Annotated in this window: 13 protein-coding genes; 7 read left to right on the forward strand and 6 right to left on the reverse strand. The window is 43.7% G+C overall.

The features are described 5' to 3' along the window. The first annotated feature begins 156 nt into the window (after positions 1–156). From AC3CIA_RS19885 to AC3CIA_RS19900, 4 genes are all read left to right on the forward strand, one after another. Complete coding sequence (locus AC3CIA_RS19885; protein ID WP_054545884.1) at positions 157–1,611, forward strand: GntP family permease; 1,455 nt, start codon at positions 157–159, stop codon at positions 1,609–1,611. Positions 1,612–1,724: 113 nt separating this feature from the next. Further along, complete coding sequence (locus AC3CIA_RS19890; protein ID WP_054545883.1) at positions 1,725–2,894, forward strand: glycerate kinase; 1,170 nt, start codon at positions 1,725–1,727, stop codon at positions 2,892–2,894. A gap of 200 nt (positions 2,895–3,094) precedes the next feature. Further along, on the forward strand, positions 3,095–4,546 hold the full coding sequence (gene katE2 / locus AC3CIA_RS19895; RefSeq protein ID WP_237298453.1) for a catalase KatE2: 1,452 nt from the start codon (positions 3,095–3,097) through the stop codon (positions 4,544–4,546). 242 nt (positions 4,547–4,788) lie between these two features. Then, positions 4,789–5,661 (forward strand): patatin-like phospholipase family protein, encoded by an 873-nt coding sequence (locus tag AC3CIA_RS19900; RefSeq protein WP_488519625.1) that lies wholly within the window; start codon positions 4,789–4,791, stop codon positions 5,659–5,661. A 120-nt stretch (positions 5,662–5,781) separates the two neighbouring features. Here the strand turns inward: AC3CIA_RS19900 and AC3CIA_RS19905 are convergent, their stop codons facing one another. From AC3CIA_RS19905 to AC3CIA_RS19915, 3 genes are all read right to left on the reverse strand, one after another. Then, positions 5,782–6,774, reverse strand: a complete 993-nt coding sequence (locus AC3CIA_RS19905) for a 2-hydroxyacid dehydrogenase (protein WP_017081793.1) — start codon at positions 6,772–6,774, stop codon at positions 5,782–5,784. Positions 6,775–6,997: 223 nt separating this feature from the next. Next, entirely contained in the window at positions 6,998–7,330 is a 333-nt protein-coding gene (locus AC3CIA_RS19910) for a TehB family protein (RefSeq protein ID WP_017072581.1), read from the reverse strand. Between the two features lie 64 nt (positions 7,331–7,394). Further along, a complete protein-coding gene (locus AC3CIA_RS19915; RefSeq protein WP_488519626.1) occupies positions 7,395–8,198 on the reverse strand; it encodes a ferredoxin--NADP reductase in 804 nt (267 codons plus the stop codon). A 355-nt stretch (positions 8,199–8,553) separates the two neighbouring features. On the opposite strand from AC3CIA_RS19915, the gene yihG reads away from it, so the two are divergent. Beyond that, complete coding sequence (yihG, locus tag AC3CIA_RS19920) at positions 8,554–9,498, forward strand: 1-acylglycerol-3-phosphate O-acyltransferase, YihG family (protein ID WP_488519627.1); 945 nt, start codon at positions 8,554–8,556, stop codon at positions 9,496–9,498. Positions 9,499–9,652: 154 nt separating this feature from the next. Here the strand turns inward: yihG and AC3CIA_RS19925 are convergent, their stop codons facing one another. The 3 genes from AC3CIA_RS19925 to glgX form a co-directional block, all read right to left on the reverse strand. Next, a complete protein-coding gene (locus AC3CIA_RS19925) occupies positions 9,653–10,375 on the reverse strand; it encodes a tRNA (adenine(22)-N(1))-methyltransferase (RefSeq protein ID WP_488519628.1) in 723 nt (240 codons plus the stop codon). Positions 10,376–10,517: 142 nt separating this feature from the next. Beyond that, on the reverse strand, positions 10,518–12,260 hold the full coding sequence (locus tag AC3CIA_RS19930; RefSeq protein ID WP_488519629.1) for a sensor domain-containing diguanylate cyclase: 1,743 nt from the start codon (positions 12,258–12,260) through the stop codon (positions 10,518–10,520). A 230-nt stretch (positions 12,261–12,490) separates the two neighbouring features. After that, positions 12,491–14,464, reverse strand: a complete 1,974-nt coding sequence (gene glgX / locus AC3CIA_RS19935; protein ID WP_488519630.1) for a glycogen debranching protein GlgX — start codon at positions 14,462–14,464, stop codon at positions 12,491–12,493. Positions 14,465–14,898: 434 nt separating this feature from the next. Here glgX and lamB point away from each other — a divergent pair, with 434 nt between their 5' ends. Both lamB and AC3CIA_RS19945 read left to right on the forward strand, forming a co-directional pair. Next, positions 14,899–16,107, forward strand: coding sequence for a maltoporin LamB (gene lamB / locus AC3CIA_RS19940; protein ID WP_065206686.1), 1,209 nt, complete (start codon positions 14,899–14,901; stop codon positions 16,105–16,107). 162 nt (positions 16,108–16,269) lie between these two features. After that, complete coding sequence (locus AC3CIA_RS19945; RefSeq protein ID WP_488519631.1) at positions 16,270–17,100, forward strand: MalM family protein; 831 nt, start codon at positions 16,270–16,272, stop codon at positions 17,098–17,100. The last annotated feature ends 97 nt before the right edge of the window (positions 17,101–17,197 follow it).

The raw sequence follows: 17,197 nt of genomic DNA on the forward strand, positions 1-17,197 counted from the left end.
GGCAGCACGAGCCTTTAAGGCAGATTTGAACTCGTAAAAATAAGATAAAGCGGCCAGAACAAAAAGTCGCTGTACAACAAAGTGCAGCGGGAGGCGTACCTATGTCTCTCGTTTGCAACCCTACACAACAAAAATAGACACAAAAAGGAATACACAATGGATGGAGCACTGATAGGCATCGTAATTGGCATTTTAGCCATGATGGGCATGATCATAAAAACAAGAATCCCAGTGGCGCTTGCTATGATTATCGCAAGCATCATCATGGGTCTGTTTGCTGGGATGGCACCCACTGAACTTATTAATGCAATCAAAGCGGGCTTTGGTGGCGTTCTTGGTGGTATTGGTTTAATTATCGCGTTTGGCGTGATTATGGGCGCATGTTTTGAGCGTTCTGGCGCTGCTGTCAGAATGGCAAAAACGTTTGTAAAGCTATGTGGTAAAGGTCGTGAAGACTTGGCACTTGGTTTCACAGGTGTACTTGTCGCTATCCCAGTATTTTGTGACTCTGCGTACATCATTTTACACTCGCTTGTTCGCGCAATTTCACGTGACACTGGTAAGTCAGCAGTTGGCCTTGGTGTGACTCTAGCGCTTGGTCTACTGATCACTCACGCACTTGTGCCACCAACACCGGGACCAGTTGCTGTTGCGGGTATTCTAGGCGTTGATCTAGGTGAGTACATGATGTGGGGTTTGATGGTATCTATCCCTATGATGTTGCTTTCTATGATTTACATTCGCCGCGTAGGCAATGAATACTACCGTGTACCAAACGGTGAAACATGGATTACTAACCAAGCTGATTGGGCAAACCTTGAAAAAGTAAAAGAAACTGACGATAAAGAACTGCCAAGCAACTTTCTGTCATTTGGTCCAATTCTACTGCCAATCGCATTCATCCTAATCAACACGCTTGTTGGTCAAGGTGACAGCGCTATGCACACTGTTATTTCTTTAATTGGTAACCCTGTGGTTGCAGTTGGTATCGGTGTTCTTATGGCGCTTTATGGCCTGACTCGTCATATCGAACGTAAAGACATGGTGAGCTCTATGGACGATGCGCTGTCTACTACAGGTCTGATTCTTGTTGTAACTGGTTGTGGTGGTGCTATGGGGGCTGTACTTAAAGCATCAGGTGCTGGTCCCCAAGTAGCAGAAGCGATTGCAAGCAGCGGTATTCCTCCATTATTAGTTCCGCTAGCCATCGCATCAATGCTTCGCTTAATCCAAGGTTCAGCAACGGCATCAATGATGGTGGCAGCAACGATGACACTGCCTCTAGTTGAAACGTTAGGTCTAGACCCTGTGTTCGTTGCACTAGCTTGTGCGGTAGGCCCTGTTGGCTTCTCACACTTGAACGACTCTTACTTCCATATTATCAACCGTACCTTAGGTATTACTGAACTTGCTGACCAAATCAAAATCTGGTCTGTATCTTCAACCGTAGCATGGGCAATTGGTGCAAGCATCATAATGATTCTTAACCTGGTGTTTGGTAAAGGCGGTACGCTGATCGACCCACTGATTCCAATTGCTGTTCTAGGTGCTGTATTTGTGTGGCTAAAAAGCAAAGAGAAATCACAAGTAAAGACAGCCGTTACTAACTAATACTGCTGACCTTTATATACTGCCCCTATTAAGTGATTAGCTTGCTGATCTTCAATAGGGGCATTTTTGGATCGGGCACTCATCAAACCTAATATTCTTTTGGATCTCTCAGTATGAAAATTGTTATTGCACCAGACTCGTTTAAAGAATCTTTATCGGCTGTATCGGTGGCGGCGTGCATTGAAAAGGGCTTTCGTGAAATATTCCCAGACGCTGACTATGTGACCTTACCTCTGGCCGATGGTGGCGAAGGTACGGTAGATGTATTGCTGCAAGGCTTGGCAGGGCAAAAGCGAACACATCAAGTTGAAGGGCCATTGGGCAAATTGGTTAATGCTGAATGGGCGATGCTTGAGCCATCCGATAGCAACCCGAACAAAACGGCATTGATTGAAATAGCCGCAGCATCGGGCTTGGATTTATTGAAACCAGAGAAGCGCGATCCTTTGATTGCTTCTTCATTCGGCACAGGGCAATTGATTTTGGAAGCAATAGAGCAGGGTGCTCAAACCATCATTCTTGGATTGGGTGGCAGTGCGACTAATGATGGTGGTGCGGGTATTGTTCAAGCGTTAGGTGGGCGCTTACTCGATAGAAATGGACAAGAGTTTGCCCGAGGTGGCGCTGCACTTGCAGAACTCGCATCAATAGATCTTACCGGCTTAGATTCACGCTGTACTGATATTGACCTTATCGTTGCGTGTGATGTTGATAATCCACTGTGTGGTGATAAGGGTGCAAGCCATATATTCGGCCCACAAAAAGGCGCAAGCCCAGAACAAGTTGTGACGCTGGATAAAGCGCTTGCGAACTTTGCTCAAGTTGCTGAATCGCAAGGTTGTGTTGTTGGTGGTGAACCCGTTCAAGAGCGTGCTGGTTATGGCGCGGCTGGTGGCACACCGATGGGGCTTGGTTTGCTATTTAACATGCAAATCAAACCCGGTATTGAGATGGTACTGGATGTTTTACAAGCCGATGACGTGTTGAAAGGTGCCGACCTTGTGATTACTGGCGAAGGGCAGATGGACAACCAAACGCTACAGGGAAAAACACCTTATGGCATTGCTAAACGAGCGAGCTTACAAGGCATTCCAACCATAGCTATTGCTGGCTCATTGGGAACTGAAGTAGAAGCACTTTATGGAGAAATGAGCAGCTTGTTTGGAACAGTACGTTCTCCTCAGTCACTTGACCAAGTTCTGCAGGAGGCGGAAAAAAATCTAACTAGAACGGCTAGGAATATTGCAGCGACGCTTAAACTAGGAAGGAAAATACTCGAATAGTCAGTGCCTTAGAATATGATTCCTAAATCAGGCGTTTAATAGGTTTTATAGATTATAACGATAAATAGAAACGATTATATTTTATGCCATTAGAGGTCTATTCTATATCCATAGTATTTTAGGGGCTTTTGAAAGGAAGCCAGCATAAATATCAAGGTGCACTCACTATTGCTGCACCTTTGGACCTTAAGGAATAGATCATGAGTAAAAAACTAACTACGGCTGCGGGTTGTCCTGTTGCTCATAACCAGAATGTTCAAACTGCGGGTAAGCGCGGTCCTCAACTTCTTCAAGATGTTTGGTTTTTAGAAAAGATGGCGCATTTTGACCGCGAAGTCATTCCAGAGCGTCGTATGCACGCGAAAGGTTCAGGCGCTTATGGCACATTTACTGTTACGCATGACATTACCAAATACACCAAGGCAAAACTGTTTTCTGAAATAGGTAAAAAGACCGACCTGTTTGCACGTTTTACAACAGTTGCGGGTGAGCGTGGTGCCGCTGATGCTGAGCGTGATATCCGTGGTTTTGCATTGAAGTTTTATACCGAAGAAGGTAACTGGGATATGGTGGGTAACAACACGCCAGTATTCTTCCTTCGTGATCCTCTTAAGTTCCCAGACTTAAACCACGCGGTTAAACGTGACCCGCGCACCAACATGCGCAGTGCAAAAAACAACTGGGATTTCTGGACTTCTCTTCCTGAAGCGCTTCACCAAATCACCATCGTAATGAGTGACCGTGGTATTCCTGCTACGTACCGCCACATGCACGGTTTTGGTAGCCACACGTTCAGCTTTATTAACGCAGACAACGAGCGTTTCTGGGTGAAATTCCACTTCAAATCTCAGCAAGGCATTAAGAACTTGTCTGATGCAGAAGCAGGACAGTTGATCGGTAATGATCGCGAAAGCCATCAACGCGATTTGCTAGACAGCATCGATAATCAAGACTTCCCGAAATGGACACTGAAAGTGCAAGTGATGCCAGAAGCGGATGCAGCGAAAGTGTCTTATAACCCGTTCGATCTTACTAAGATCTGGCCACACGCGGATTACCCATTAATTGAAGTGGGTGAATTTGAATTGAACCGTAACCCGCAAAACTTCTTCGCTGAAGTTGAGCAGTCGGCATTCAACCCTGCTAACGTGGTTCCGGGTATTAGCTTCTCACCAGACAAGATGCTGCAAGGTCGCTTGTTTGCTTACGGTGATGCACAGCGTTACCGTTTGGGCGTTAACCATCAGCACATTCCAGTGAACGCACCTCGTTGCCCAGTTCACAGCTATCACCGTGATGGTGCGATGCGTGTTGATGGTAACTTTGGTAGCACATTGGGTTATGAGCCAAACAACGAAGGTCAATGGGCTGAGCAACCAGATTTCGCTGAACCAGCATTGAACTTAGATGGCGCAGCGGCACACTGGGATCACCGCGAAGATGAAGATTACTTCTCGCAACCAGGTGACTTGTTCCGTCTAATGACACCAGAGAAGCAAGCTATTCTGTTTGATAACACTGCTCGTAACCTAGGCGGCGTGCCAAAAGAGATTCAACTGCGTCACCTAAGACACTGTTACAAAGCTGACCCTGCATACGGTGAAGGCATTGGTAAATTGCTTCAAATCGATGTGAGCGAATTTAAGTCGTAATCAATAAACTCGCTTAAATAGTCAGAAGGCCGCTGAGTTAATCACTCAGCGGCCTTTATTGATCATGCGAGTATTAGTTGGCCTCTATTCGCGATCCATGTGAGTAGTGCGAATTCCCTGAAGTTCAGCACCATTTCTATTGATAGCTTTTACCTATCGAATTGATAAACATATCCCATTATCTTTATAAGATGGGCGGGATTATCCTACGGCTATCAGTTTATAAAGTAATAGAGTTTTAGATGAGTAAAAGCGCATTAATCGTTGAAGGTGGGGCTATGAGAGGCATCTTCGCAGCTGGAGTGTTGGACGCCTTTATGCAAGACGATTTCCGTCCTTATGATTTTGCTATTGGCGTGTCTGCGGGTGTGTCGAATTTGGTGGGTTACTTATCTCAAGCGCCGAAACGCAGCTATCACGTGATTACCACGATGGCGACTGACAAGACGTTTTTTAACCCTGCTCGCTTTGCCAAAGGGGGTAACTTGGTGGACGTTAAGTGGTTGTGGGATGAATCAAATCAACGTTATCCCCTAGATTGTGGTGAACTGTTTTCAAGTATCCCACTCATTGCTGCTGTAACAAATGTCGATACGGGCAGTGCAGACTACTATCATATCAAGCCAGAAAACCTTTCTAACGTGGTGGAAGCGACCACCGCTCTACCTATTGCTTACCGCGAAACGCCGTGCTTCTCGGGTGGTTGTTATACCGATGGTGGTGTGGCCGATTCAATTCCGGTTCGTGAAGCCTATCGTCGCGGCGCACGAGACATTACCGTGATTCTTTCTCATCCTTTGAGTTACCGAATGAAGCCTCAAAAGCACCAATGGATGCTGAAAAAACTATTAAAGAAATTCCCTCACATTGCAGAATCAATGGCAGTGCGTGCTGAAAACTACAACCAATCTTTGGAGTTCATTCGTAATCCACCAAAAGATGCGACCATCAAGGTGATTGCGCCACCTGAAGCATTCGCGGTGAAGCGTTTAACTATGGATCAATCAACGCTTGATACCGGTTATGAGATGGGGGTTAAAGCAGGGGAAGAGCACCTTGCTATTCGAAAAGGCATTTATGGTTTAGACACCGAAGATTGTCACTTCTGCGTCTAAGAACTATTTTTGAATACTAGATAAACGAAAAAGCCACGCTGTTCACTTCAGAATAGCGTGGCTTTGTATTTGTAGATCTCGTTTGTTTTTAACTCAGTCTGCTATTAACTCAATCTTCTATTAAACGAGTTCATTGCCGCTGGTGTTGCCTGTAAAGAAGGCATCGACGCTGGTTAGCGTTGTATTAGCAATGTTGAACAGAGCATCTTTAGTTAAGAAGGCTTGGTGACCGGTGAACAACACGTTGTGACAAGCGGATAGGCGACGGAATACGTCATCCACAATCACATCGTTAGATTTGTCTTGGAAGAACAGTTCTTTCTCGTTGTCGTAAACATCAAGGCCAAGCGCGCCAATCTTGCTTTGCTTCAGCGCTTCAATGGCTGCAGTTGAATCAAGCAGTTCACCACGACTGGTGTTCACGATCATTACGCCATCTTTCATTTTGCCAAATGCCGTTGCATCCAACAGGTGATAGTTCTCTTTGCTCATTGGACAATGCAAAGAAATCACGTCAGATTCTTGGTAAAGCTCATCGAGCTCTACGTATTTAGCACCAAGTTCTTTTGCCAAAGGATTTGGGTACGGGTCGTAGCACAAGATGTTCATGCCTAAACCTTTCAGAATACGCATCGTCGCTAAGCCAATCTTTCCTGAACCAATTACACCAACGGTTTTACCGTGGAAGTTGAAGCCAACTAGTCCCTCAAGAGAGAAGTTCGCATCACGAGTACGTTGGTATGCTTTGTGTAACTTGCGGTTCAAACACATCATCATACCGACGGTGTGTTCTGCTACAGACTCGGGAGAATAAGCAGGGACACGAACGACTTGCAGACCAAACTCTTTGGCTGCGTCTAAGTCGACTTTATCAAAGCCCGCGCAGCGCATCGCAATCAGCTTCGTGCCGCCTTTTGCTAGAATCTCTAGCACATCTCGCGATAGGTCATCGTTTACAAACGCACAAACGACTTCGTTGTCGTGCGCCATTTTTGCTGTTGTTGTAGTGAGTCGAAAATCGTGAAAATGGAACTCGGCGTTGAGTTCGCCTTTTGCAAGTTCAAATGATTTTTCGTCGTATGATTTTGAGCTAAAAAAAGCAATGTTGAGCATGGCTTCCTCTCTTACCTAAAATATAAATAATCCACTTATTCATTATCTGAAACGGGATTAAAACTAATAACTTTGTCCAGTGTGCTAGAGTTTTTTTGTCTTGTCTATCACCATTAGTCACTGTAATTACTATGGTTATTTGATCTTCTACCATCACTTCTTGAACATTAAAAATCACACTACGAAGTAGCTTGCTCATAAGTTCATTCATATTGAATCGATCTTACTTTCGAGTATTAAACATTTTCTTGGTCTCTTTTTCTGACCAGAAGTTGATATTGAATTGAGCATCGTCACTAAGTTCGATACGGTGCCAATATTGCGGAGGGCTTGTCGCAAATTGCCCGGCATTGATGACAACGGTGACTTCTGGTTCTGTCGCATCTGCGTCTGCAAAACCGTGGTAGGTAACCGTACCTTCCATAACACATAATTGACCGAATACACCCTCTGCGGTGTTGTGGTGACTGATTAACGCGGCAGGCACGTTGTCTTTAGTGAAGAATGGTGTTGAACGTTGAATCTTCCAATGTGAAGGAATGCGTAAATGACTCATATAAAACCTCTTATCTGCCTGTATTTTGAATACAAGCTTTAGCTTTTTGAATTGGTGACCGTGATTACCAGTAGTTTTCACTGCTGAATTGGCCGGGCTTTCGGCGTAAGTGCTTCTCGAAACCTAAGCTGGTTAGTGCTTCACTTGTGTCGCGAACCATTTGCGGATTGCCACAAAGGTAGAAAAAACTGCGGGTTTGATTGAAAGCGACAGATGTGGTTTGCTCAAGGTCGCCTCCAAGTAACAAGCTTGGGATTCGTCCGCGCAAAGTTCCGGTGACTGATTCTCTAGAAATAATTGGCACATATTGTAGTTTCCCTTGGAAGTGATTAACGAGTTGAGCGATACGGTCTCGATAAGTCAGGTCTTGTTCTGTTCTTACGGCATGAACTAGTACAAGGTTTTTGAATGACATTACTCTTTCGACATCTGAGCCATTTTGCTGCTGCATCTGCATGCTTTCGAGCATTGAGATAAAAGGCCCAACGGCAGTCCCGGTTGAAAGCATCCATAGATCGTCGGCGATCTCTGGGATCTCATCTAAGGTCATAAAGCCGCTTGGGTCTTTGCCGACAAAGATGTCATCGCCTACCTTCAACTCATGAAGTTGAGGTGAAAGCTGACCGTTCTGATCCTTAATAATCAAAAACTCCAGATGTTGGTGACCTTGTTCGTGCTCTGGCGCGTTCACCATTGAATAGGCTCGCCTTACGAACTCATCCTCTCTGTTAAGCAAGCCAAGTTTCGTGAATTGACCTGCCTGATAGGGAGAGACGGGAGCACTGACTTGCAGCGAGAACAGTTGATCTGTCCATTGTGTTTTATGTAAGACTTTGCCAGCTACCAAACCATGAGGAATATCTGTCATATCATCACCTTTACTTAGAGAAGTTATCTCATTAAGGATACTCAACTATTTACACTTTGGAGTTGCATGTACCATGCCAATAATGAGAATGCTTATCAATACTGAATTGTTGAGAGGGATTGCTTTTAATAGAGTCAAAAATACACACTTATAATTGAGTCTTAATGACTACTTGTGGTCTTTTTTGTTCTTATTGGAAGTTGGATCTTGGTGGCTTTGCTATGGCTAATTTTTGAATTGAGCTTGATCAATCTCAATGAGTGGTTTGACCCTTGAACGATTCCACCAATAACTGAAGAGAATAATTTACAGATGAGTATAATGTCGGCTTTCGATCTCAATATAGCCGTGTTTTATGCTTGATAATCTTCGTATGGTCTTGAACGTATTGTTCGTGACTATCAATACCGCAATGACTGCGTTTACCGTGAGCTTCTTTGGCCTCATCAAACTGATTCTTCCAATCTCTATTGTTCAAAAGTCATGTACTCGTTTAGCGAATTTCACGTTTTGGTGTTGGGCTTCGCTTAACCTTTGGATGTTGAATGTGAATAACGATATCGAGTGGCAAGTCGAAGGAGGGGAAGATATCTCGACTAAGCAGTGGTACCTGATGATGTCGAATCACCTGAGCTGGGCGGATATCGTGATTTTGTCTTCAATCTTGAAAGACAAGATGCCGATGACTAAGTTCTTCCTCAAGCACGAACTGTTGTATGTTCCCTTTGTTGGATTGGCATGTTGGGGCTTGGATATGCCTTTCATGAGACGTCACTCACGTGAGTTTTTGATTCGTAACCCTGAGCGTCGCAATGATGACTTTGATGCAATCAACAAGGCGTGTACTAAATTCAAACTAGCACCGACAACACTGGTGAATTTTGTCGAAGGAACGCGTGCAAACCTCGACAAACTGGCGACAGCGAAAACACCATATCGACACCTACTGAAGCCGAAAACTGGCGGTGTGGCGTTTGCCTTATCGGCAATGGGCCCAATCTTGGATGGTATCGTGGATGTCACTTTGGCTTACCCTGAAAACAAAAGCTCTCCGTTTGAAGACATGCTGAAAGGTAAAATGAAGAAGGTGGTCGTGCGTATTAAATTGCATCCGATGGACGAAAACGTCAACGGTAACTACTTTGAAGACAAAGCGTTTAAGCGTCGTTTCCACAGTTGGCTGAATAACACCTGGAAAGAGAAAGACGACTATCTTGATACGGTATATGGGGTTGATACGCTCTATGAGGTTGAAACGATTGATAAGCCTGATGCGGTTCATAAAACACAAGAGCGGTAATATCAAACCAAATCGATAGCATCAAAAAAGCCGTTAGTTCAATGAACTAGCGGCTTTTTTATTGAATATTCTTTGTGATTTTTAAATCGTGAAGTTAGTGCTCACTATAATCTAGTCGCTTTACAGGCAAAGTTAGATGAAGCATCAGTGAGTGCTAAATTGCTTGGTAAGCATCAATGATGTGCTTTACTTCGCTAGACTTACCTTGCTTCTCTTGTCCTTGATGAATGCGCAAGTAGTGCTGCAATGTTTTAGCTTTGTATTGCAGTGATACTTGCTTCTGTTGTTCACCGCTCGGAGTCCAGATCTTATCGCCAACATTTGAAACCTCAGTCAGCAACGAGCTTGTTTCGTTTTCATGTCGATTGTTTCTAACCAATAGAATCTCGTAGTAACGACGGTTCTCTTCAATCAACACTTCATTGATAAGGCCAAATTTGAGTGATTTTAAATGGCTTCTCAGTTCGAACTGTTGATGTACTGGGCACAGTAAGAAATCGATCGCTTTGTCTGGATGTTGACGATGAATATCATCGACTAACTTTTGAGTTAGGTCGCCTCCTACACCCGCAATAATAACGAGATGTCGGCCCGCGTGCTTATCCAGTGGGATGGCTGCGACATCTAAGCAATAGACTTTCCACTGACTCTGCTCATGTTGATCAACGTTGTTATCTTGAGGAAAGTAACGCGTTAGCTTGCCTTCAAGTTCGTTCATCAACGAAGGGACAATATCGACAAAGTGAATCTGAGGTGCTTTGTGATCCGACAACAGTTGAACACCCAAGAAGCCATGATCACAGCAACAATCCCAAATGTGTTGGTAATCATTGCTGACAAGAGAATGGAGTGTTTGCAGTCGGTTACTTAGCTTCATAAAGTTGGTGTCGTTATAAATGGGATGTTTTTGTGGTGAAGGCGCATTGTAATGACTTTCTATAAAAACAAAAGCACCTAGAAATTAACCCCTAGGTGCTTGAGAATTCGTTGCTTAAGAAAAGGCGTGACTCAAAGGCTATTTAAGATGCTTTCGCGACTGCTCTTATATGACCTTCCACTCTATTCCTTCCTAGCTGTTGGGCGATAAGTTTGGCCTGTTCCGCCAGAGCTAACGCTGAATCTCTTTCGCCTTCTAATTGTGAGAACCCGACACTGACACTTAACGATAGCGTGATGTTTGGCGTAGTAATCGTCTTCTCTGCAATTCTCACTCGACATTGATCCAACTGGAATTTGGCATCCTTAGCATCATTCGCTTTGAATAAGATTGCGAACTCTTTCCCACCAATTCGAGCAAGACACAGACCTTTCGGTTTAGGGAAGTATGAGCGTATGGTTTCTGCGGTGAGTTTTATCATCTTATCGCCAATCGCTTCACCGTAGGCGCGGTTTACGTGGTCAAAGTTATCGATATCAAGCAAAGCAACATAGGTCTCTGGTTCACTTGCGTAGTTTTCCAGAGCGATATTGAAACAGCTTTTGTTATCTAGCTGCGTCATCAGGTCTTTGCTGCTCAATTGGCGATGAAGCAGCAAGTTAGATAAAGAGACTTCGGTGTAATCTCTGATCATGCGCAGAATGCTCTGGCTGATCGGCAAACTCGCATTCACATAGAGAATCGCAATTAACTGTTTGCGAGAGTGCAATGGTATGCAGTAATGACGTTGATGGATTTTTAGTTTGCATGCCAACGGATCGGCGTATTTCCCGTTTCGATAAACCATGGTGTCGGGTGGAAAGCGCTCCGCAAGGGCTTTATCACAATGTACAGTTGATTTGTTCCCGTGATAATCAATGGTACTAAACGAATGGCTTTCTGGTTGATAGAGGCAAAACTGAATGCCTTTATGATACGTAAAGCTATCCAATATTGATTTTAACTCTCGCTTAAAGCTGGCGAGGTCATCGACTTTATTGAGTCGTGATAACAACACGTTTAAGCGGTAAGCCAGATAGTTTGCCCCAATCCACAATAGAAGCAATGAGCCCAGCACCACGCCCGTTAACGTGAATTGATGTGAACTGGTTAATATATCGTGGCGATCAGTCCCAGCGATGAAAACCCAGTTTAAACTGTTGTCAGCATCGAAAACCGATATCTTAAAGTTATCTTGATAATAGTATTCGTGCAGGCCACCAGTTTCACCTTCTGAGAGTTGCTTGCTGATACCTGCATGATAACTAATGGATTTGGAGCCAATACGTTTCGGGTCAGGGTGGAAGACCAACCTTTCAGTTGCTCGATCGACAACAAAAACGTAACCATTGTTGAGTGTTTTAAGATCTCTCAGGCCTTGCGTGGTATGCAATAGGTCAAACTCAATCCATATTTCTTCATTCAATCTTTCTGCTGTGTGTTTAACCGCAAACACCCAACGCCCATCAGGTTTTTGATAAACGGAAGATATGTAGAAATCCTCAACGACGTTGTCTATTGAGTGCCACTGTATTGAGGCGATTTGTTCGTTCGAAAGGGGAAGGCCTCGGGTGGAAATATAGTTATGAGATTGAGGCTGATATCGGATGATATCAGAGAATTTTGGTGTTCTTTTTAGGATGTTATCGCTGAGTTCACGAAATTTTTTGTCATCAAAACTGGAATTCTTAGGTGAGCCCAAGCTGGTCTCTAGGAAGTAAAGCTTGCCGAACACGGCTTCGATGTTTGAACGAATTGTGGAGCTAGCAATTCGAATATTTGACGATGATTGGTGGGTTGCTGTTGTTTCTACTTTCTCTAATTGGGCTACTGCTAGATAGAGCATTCCTCCGGTTAATAAGAGTATGTATGGTTTGAAAAGCCGAATAAGTATTTTAGGTAAAGCCATGATATCCAAGACGTTATAGATTCATTTTTATAGTACGGCAATACTAAACAGTTTCATCCATCACATCAATGCAAATGAATCCATATAAAAGAATGATTTCTGTGATATTCAGCTAACAAAAAAGCCAGCTATAAATATAACTGGCTCTTATTGATTTTGGTGTTTTATTAGGCTGACTTAGCCTTTTCTGGCGCATAATGCAAAATTGCCATTGAAGTCGGTGATAACAACATCTCCCCTTCAGCATGACCTGGTTTTACATTTCGCAGGTTGGTATCACAGATAGTTACCCAGTTTTGGTCACGATCAGTCGGTAATGAGAAGCGAGCGGGTGCGTTGGTTTGGTTGATCAAATAAATCAACTCGTCACCATCTTTACCAATACCTAAATGCAACGCAACCGAGCTTAAACGGTTCCAATCATCATGTTCCATGAGAGTGCCATCGACACGGCTCCAGAAGATGCGGTTAGAGTTACGCTTTTCGCCACTGAATGCCTTAATAAAAGGCACCATGTATTGCTGACGTGCGGATATCATCTCAGACAGCCAAGTCTTGAAGTAAGTCTTACGCTCTGAATCTTCCCAGTTCAGCCAGCTGGTTACGCCGTCTTGGCAGTAAGCGTTGTTGTTACCCTTTTGAGTATGAGATAACACATCAGCTGTCAGAATATGCGGAATACCAAAGGCGAACAGCAGGCTTGCCATGAAGTTACGCTTCTGCTTTTCACGTGTTGCGACGACCAAGAGGTTTTCGGTTTCGCCTTCAACGCCATAGTTTTCAGATCGATTGTCGCCGTGCCCATCGCGATTGTTCTCACCATTCTCTTCGTTGTGCTTATGCTTGTAAGAAACAAGGTCCTGCATGGTGAACCCGTCATGGTAAGTGATGTAGTTGACGGTCAATTTGTACGGCCAGTGCGCTGCACTGTAGATATCACGCGATCCCATCAAGCGAGTTGCAAACTCTTTCAGATAGCCTTGATCACCGCGCCAGAAGCTGCGTGTAATGTCTCTGAGCTTGTCGTTACACTCATTCCAACCTAAAGGAAAATTACCAACTTGGTAGCCATTCGGGCCGATGTCCCAAGGTTCCGCAATTAACTTGGTTTCTTTAAGTATCGGATCTTGAGCAACGGCTTTGAAGAAAGCGGCCTCAGGATTGTAATTATCGCCTTCACGGCCTAGCGTTGCTGCTAAATCAAAGCGGAAGCCATCAACTTTAAACTCATTAACCCAATAGCGAAGCGTATCCATCACTAAGTTGAGTGCTGGCTGGTGGGTTAGGTCGACCGTATTACCGCAACCAGTAAAGTTCGCATAATGACAACCATGTTTAATGTAGTAGCGACTATCCAGTGCTTTTAGGTTGAAGGTAGTTCCACCTTCACCGCCTTCTGCTGTGTGGTTGTACACGACATCTAGAATGACCTCGATGCCATTACGGTGCAGTTCGCGAATCGCAGTTTTTAGCTCATTCACGGCGTCCTTTTCTGCGTAGCGTGGGTCAGGCACCATGAATAAGTATGGGTTGTAACCCCAATAGTTCACTTTCCCCATATCTAGTAGGTGAGGCTCATGCATGCACGCAGCAATAGGTAAAAGTTGTAGAGAGTTGATATTTTGCTGTTTGTAGAACGCGAGCATTTCAGGGCTAACTAACCCTAAGTAACGGCCTTTAGTATGGGGCGCGACTTCAGGGTGAAGCTTAGATAGGCCTTTTACATGGGTTTCGAAAAGAACGGTCTCTTCTCGGCTAATACGCGGCTTGTCTACATCTTGCCAGTCGAAAGTGTCATCAATAACGACACATTTCGCCATCGAAAAGCTTTTTTCATTGGTATACGGCGTGACGTAATCGAGCGGTTCGCTGATTGCTTTTGCATACGGGTCTGAAAGTAGGATTGGACCATTTTCAGTTTCAGCAATGAAGCCGTATTTTTGTCCTGCTTTTATACCGTCGATAAACACATATCTGATATCAGCGTATTCATTTTCCAACTTATAAGTGGTGAACTCATCGTTCTCGTCAAAGAGTGCGAGGGAAAGTGATTTACAGTCAGGAGAAAAAATTGAGAAGTTGCAGCCAGTGTTACCTAGCGTTGCGCCTAGTGGATAAGGGCGAGCGAGCGTTCTAGTCATTGCTTGATTTCTTGTTCGTTTATCGACATCAGTGAACTATAAGTAAAAAGCTTTGTCACAATAAGGTCAAGCAACTTCACAGATTAATTACGGTTAAAAAAATAATTCATCGATGAAGTTCAAATTATATATTTGAACTAGATCGCACTTATGCTGAATAATTAGATCTGTGTGCTGTCTACTCCTCCTAGATTAAGTGATCCACCTCTTTAAAACACCGTTCTGTTTATTTTCTACTCCCCTCTAGTCCCCCTTAATTAACTTAGGGGTGGAGGAAGTCAAACTTGTCATCCCCTCTTAATATTGACTCCGTTGAAACGAATCAGGGGCAACCCTAAACCTCTCTATCTTACGACTACCATTACTGCCTTTGGTTGCCGCAAGAGAGCAAAAATATAAAAACCTAAAATAAATCGTCCTTAATGGAGTTAAGAATGAAAAAAGTAAGTTTGATTGCTGCTGCAGTGGCAACTACATTAGCTGCTGGCTCTGCGTTCGCTGTAGATTTTAATGGCTACATGCGTGCTGGTACTGGTATTAGCGGGAATGATGGTGGTGACGTTTCATTCATGAAGAATGGTATTGGTCGTCTAGGTAATGAAAACGACAACTATTCTGAGTTTGGCTTGGCTGAAGAACTGAAAACTGGTGAGCAAACTTGGCGTTTAGAGTCAATGATTGCTTCTGGAGCTGATGGCGCAAATGGTTGGGAAGACGGTGACTTTAACGTTGCTCAGTTTGCTGTTAAAGCAACAGGCGTTCTATCTTTCGATGAGGAAGCGACACTTTGGGCTGGTAAAACATACTACCAACGTAAAGATATTCACATCACTGACTTCTACTTCCTAAATACATCAGGTACTGGTGGTGGTATTGAAAATATTTCAGTTGGTAACCAAAAACTTTCTTTAGCGATTATTCAAGATGGTGAAGATGAGAACGGTGCTGGTTACATGGCTGATGCTCGTCTAGCGAATATCGGTCTATGGGAAGATGCTAGTTTAGAGCTTGGAGTTGTATACAACTTCGGTACTGAAAATAAGAATGGCAAATACGATGGTGATGACGGTCTACTTGCTACAGGTATCATCCACCAAAATATGAGTAATGGTTTTAACCAAACTGTTGTTCAACTAGGTACTGCTGGTTACGGCGTTCAAATGGCTAACTTGTGGGGTTCTGGTGCGTACTATGATCGCTCTGGTGCTCAAGATGATGGCTTTGGTTACCGTGTTCTTAACTGGGGTGTAATGAACCTAGGCGAATCTTGGGAAATGGGTCACCAACTTGCATTCCTTGCTGGTTCTGACCTAGGTGCTGATAAGCATGATTCAAGCCAATACTCTATCGTAGCTCGTCCAATGTATAAGTGGAACGACACAATGCGTACTATCTTCGAAGCGGGCTATAACGCTGGTGAAGTAGACAACGTTGACTTTGGTGGCGCTAAATTTACTGTTGCTCAAGCATGGGCAATGGGTGATAGCTTCTGGGCTCGTCCTGAAATCCGCGTATACGGTAGCTACCTGATGGATCTAGAAAACGATTCATTCGGTGAAGTTAAAGATGAAAACGGCGTTGTTACAGGTCAAGGCGCAGACAACGATTTCGTTGTTGGTATCCAAGTTGAAGCTTGGTGGTAAGCCACTAGCTAAAAATTCCAAACTGTCCTAATTCATAGCCGGCTTGCGTCGGCTATTTTTTTAAGGAATGTACGATTAGTAAAAAGGTTTCCTAGGTTAATTATTTTCGTTATGGTAATTAACTAAGTAAATTTCTTAAAAAAATAAAAATAAGGAAGAACTATGTATTTTCGCGCTCTAATGTTGAGTGGTTGTGTTGCGTTAGCTGGTTGCCAATCTGCGCAAGTAGTCGAGCAAGTTCAAGTGGCACAAGCAGAACAAGTGAATTCTATTGCTGGTCTTCAATTTGCCCCAATGAAGCTGCCAAGCTCGGCAATTTTTGATGTGACGCCAAATAGCCAAGTATTAAACTATCAAGGCATAAACAGCCCTGTAGTGGCGATTGAACTACCTGCAGACCGCGGCGAGTATTCGATTAATATCACGAGTATTATCGGTGACACAGCGTTTGTGCCAAATGCGGTCATCTATGACGAAAACGGTCGAGAGCTAGAGCGTTATGGTAAAGAGAGCTTCGAATACGCAAAACCAAGACTACACTTAGGAAACCGCCTCGTTGCTGAGAACGATTTTTACCCACCGACAACAGCAAAATCAGTTTATTTAGTTATCTATACAGATCAAGCTGATCTTGGTGGTTTTACTGATGTGATCCATCCTGCTCGCTTGGACGCGGAAGGCCGTGGTAATTATTTACCTGAAGTGAAAGATATCCCGATCCCAAATGCTAACGTTGGTAAGATAGAAGTTACAATCGATAAAGCGAGCTTCTTCTCAATTGGTTCATCAAACAGCGAATCTAAGGCTAAACCAGCCGCTGCGACTAAGATAGATACAATTCAACCAGAGACGCAAACTTACTACCATAATGCAATTCAAACGGCAGTAAGTGAAGACAATATTCCTAAAGCACTTAGCTTATTAGATGAAGCAAAAGCATTAGGTATTGAAGGTGCGCAAGAAGTTTTTGTAAAAGCCGTCAATAAAAAGTAATCAAACGGTTTGTAAAAACTGAATGATATTAAAAAAAGGGCTCCCAGTTGGGGGCCTTTTTTATTGCTTGTGATAAATGGAAGTGAAATGTTTATAT

Source organism: Vibrio sp. QJM3NY_27, from assembly GCF_057785955.1.

Excerpts from the sequence above, each read along its gene's own strand:
- lamB (WP_065206686.1), top strand. The coding sequence starts at position 14,899 with ATGAAAAAAGTAAGTTTGATTGCTGCTGCAGTGGCAACTACATTAGCT.
- AC3CIA_RS19900 (WP_488519625.1), top strand. The coding sequence starts at position 4,789 with ATGAGTAAAAGCGCATTAATCGTTGAAGGTGGGGCTATGAGAGGCATC.
- AC3CIA_RS19925 (WP_488519628.1), bottom strand. The coding sequence starts at position 10,375 with ATGAAGCTAAGTAACCGACTGCAAACACTCCATTCTCTTGTCAGCAAT.
- katE2 (WP_237298453.1), top strand. The coding sequence starts at position 3,095 with ATGAGTAAAAAACTAACTACGGCTGCGGGTTGTCCTGTTGCTCATAAC.
- glgX (WP_488519630.1), bottom strand. The coding sequence starts at position 14,464 with ATGACTAGAACGCTCGCTCGCCCTTATCCACTAGGCGCAACGCTAGGT.
- AC3CIA_RS19910 (WP_017072581.1), bottom strand. The coding sequence starts at position 7,330 with ATGAGTCATTTACGCATTCCTTCACATTGGAAGATTCAACGTTCAACA.
- AC3CIA_RS19885 (WP_054545884.1), top strand. The coding sequence starts at position 157 with ATGGATGGAGCACTGATAGGCATCGTAATTGGCATTTTAGCCATGATG.
- AC3CIA_RS19905 (WP_017081793.1), bottom strand. The coding sequence starts at position 6,774 with ATGCTCAACATTGCTTTTTTTAGCTCAAAATCATACGACGAAAAATCA.
- AC3CIA_RS19890 (WP_054545883.1), top strand. The coding sequence starts at position 1,725 with ATGAAAATTGTTATTGCACCAGACTCGTTTAAAGAATCTTTATCGGCT.
- AC3CIA_RS19915 (WP_488519626.1), bottom strand. The coding sequence starts at position 8,198 with ATGACAGATATTCCTCATGGTTTGGTAGCTGGCAAAGTCTTACATAAA.
- yihG (WP_488519627.1), top strand. The coding sequence starts at position 8,554 with ATGCTTGATAATCTTCGTATGGTCTTGAACGTATTGTTCGTGACTATC.
- AC3CIA_RS19945 (WP_488519631.1), top strand. The coding sequence starts at position 16,270 with ATGTATTTTCGCGCTCTAATGTTGAGTGGTTGTGTTGCGTTAGCTGGT.
- AC3CIA_RS19930 (WP_488519629.1), bottom strand. The coding sequence starts at position 12,260 with ATGCTCTATCTAGCAGTAGCCCAATTAGAGAAAGTAGAAACAACAGCA.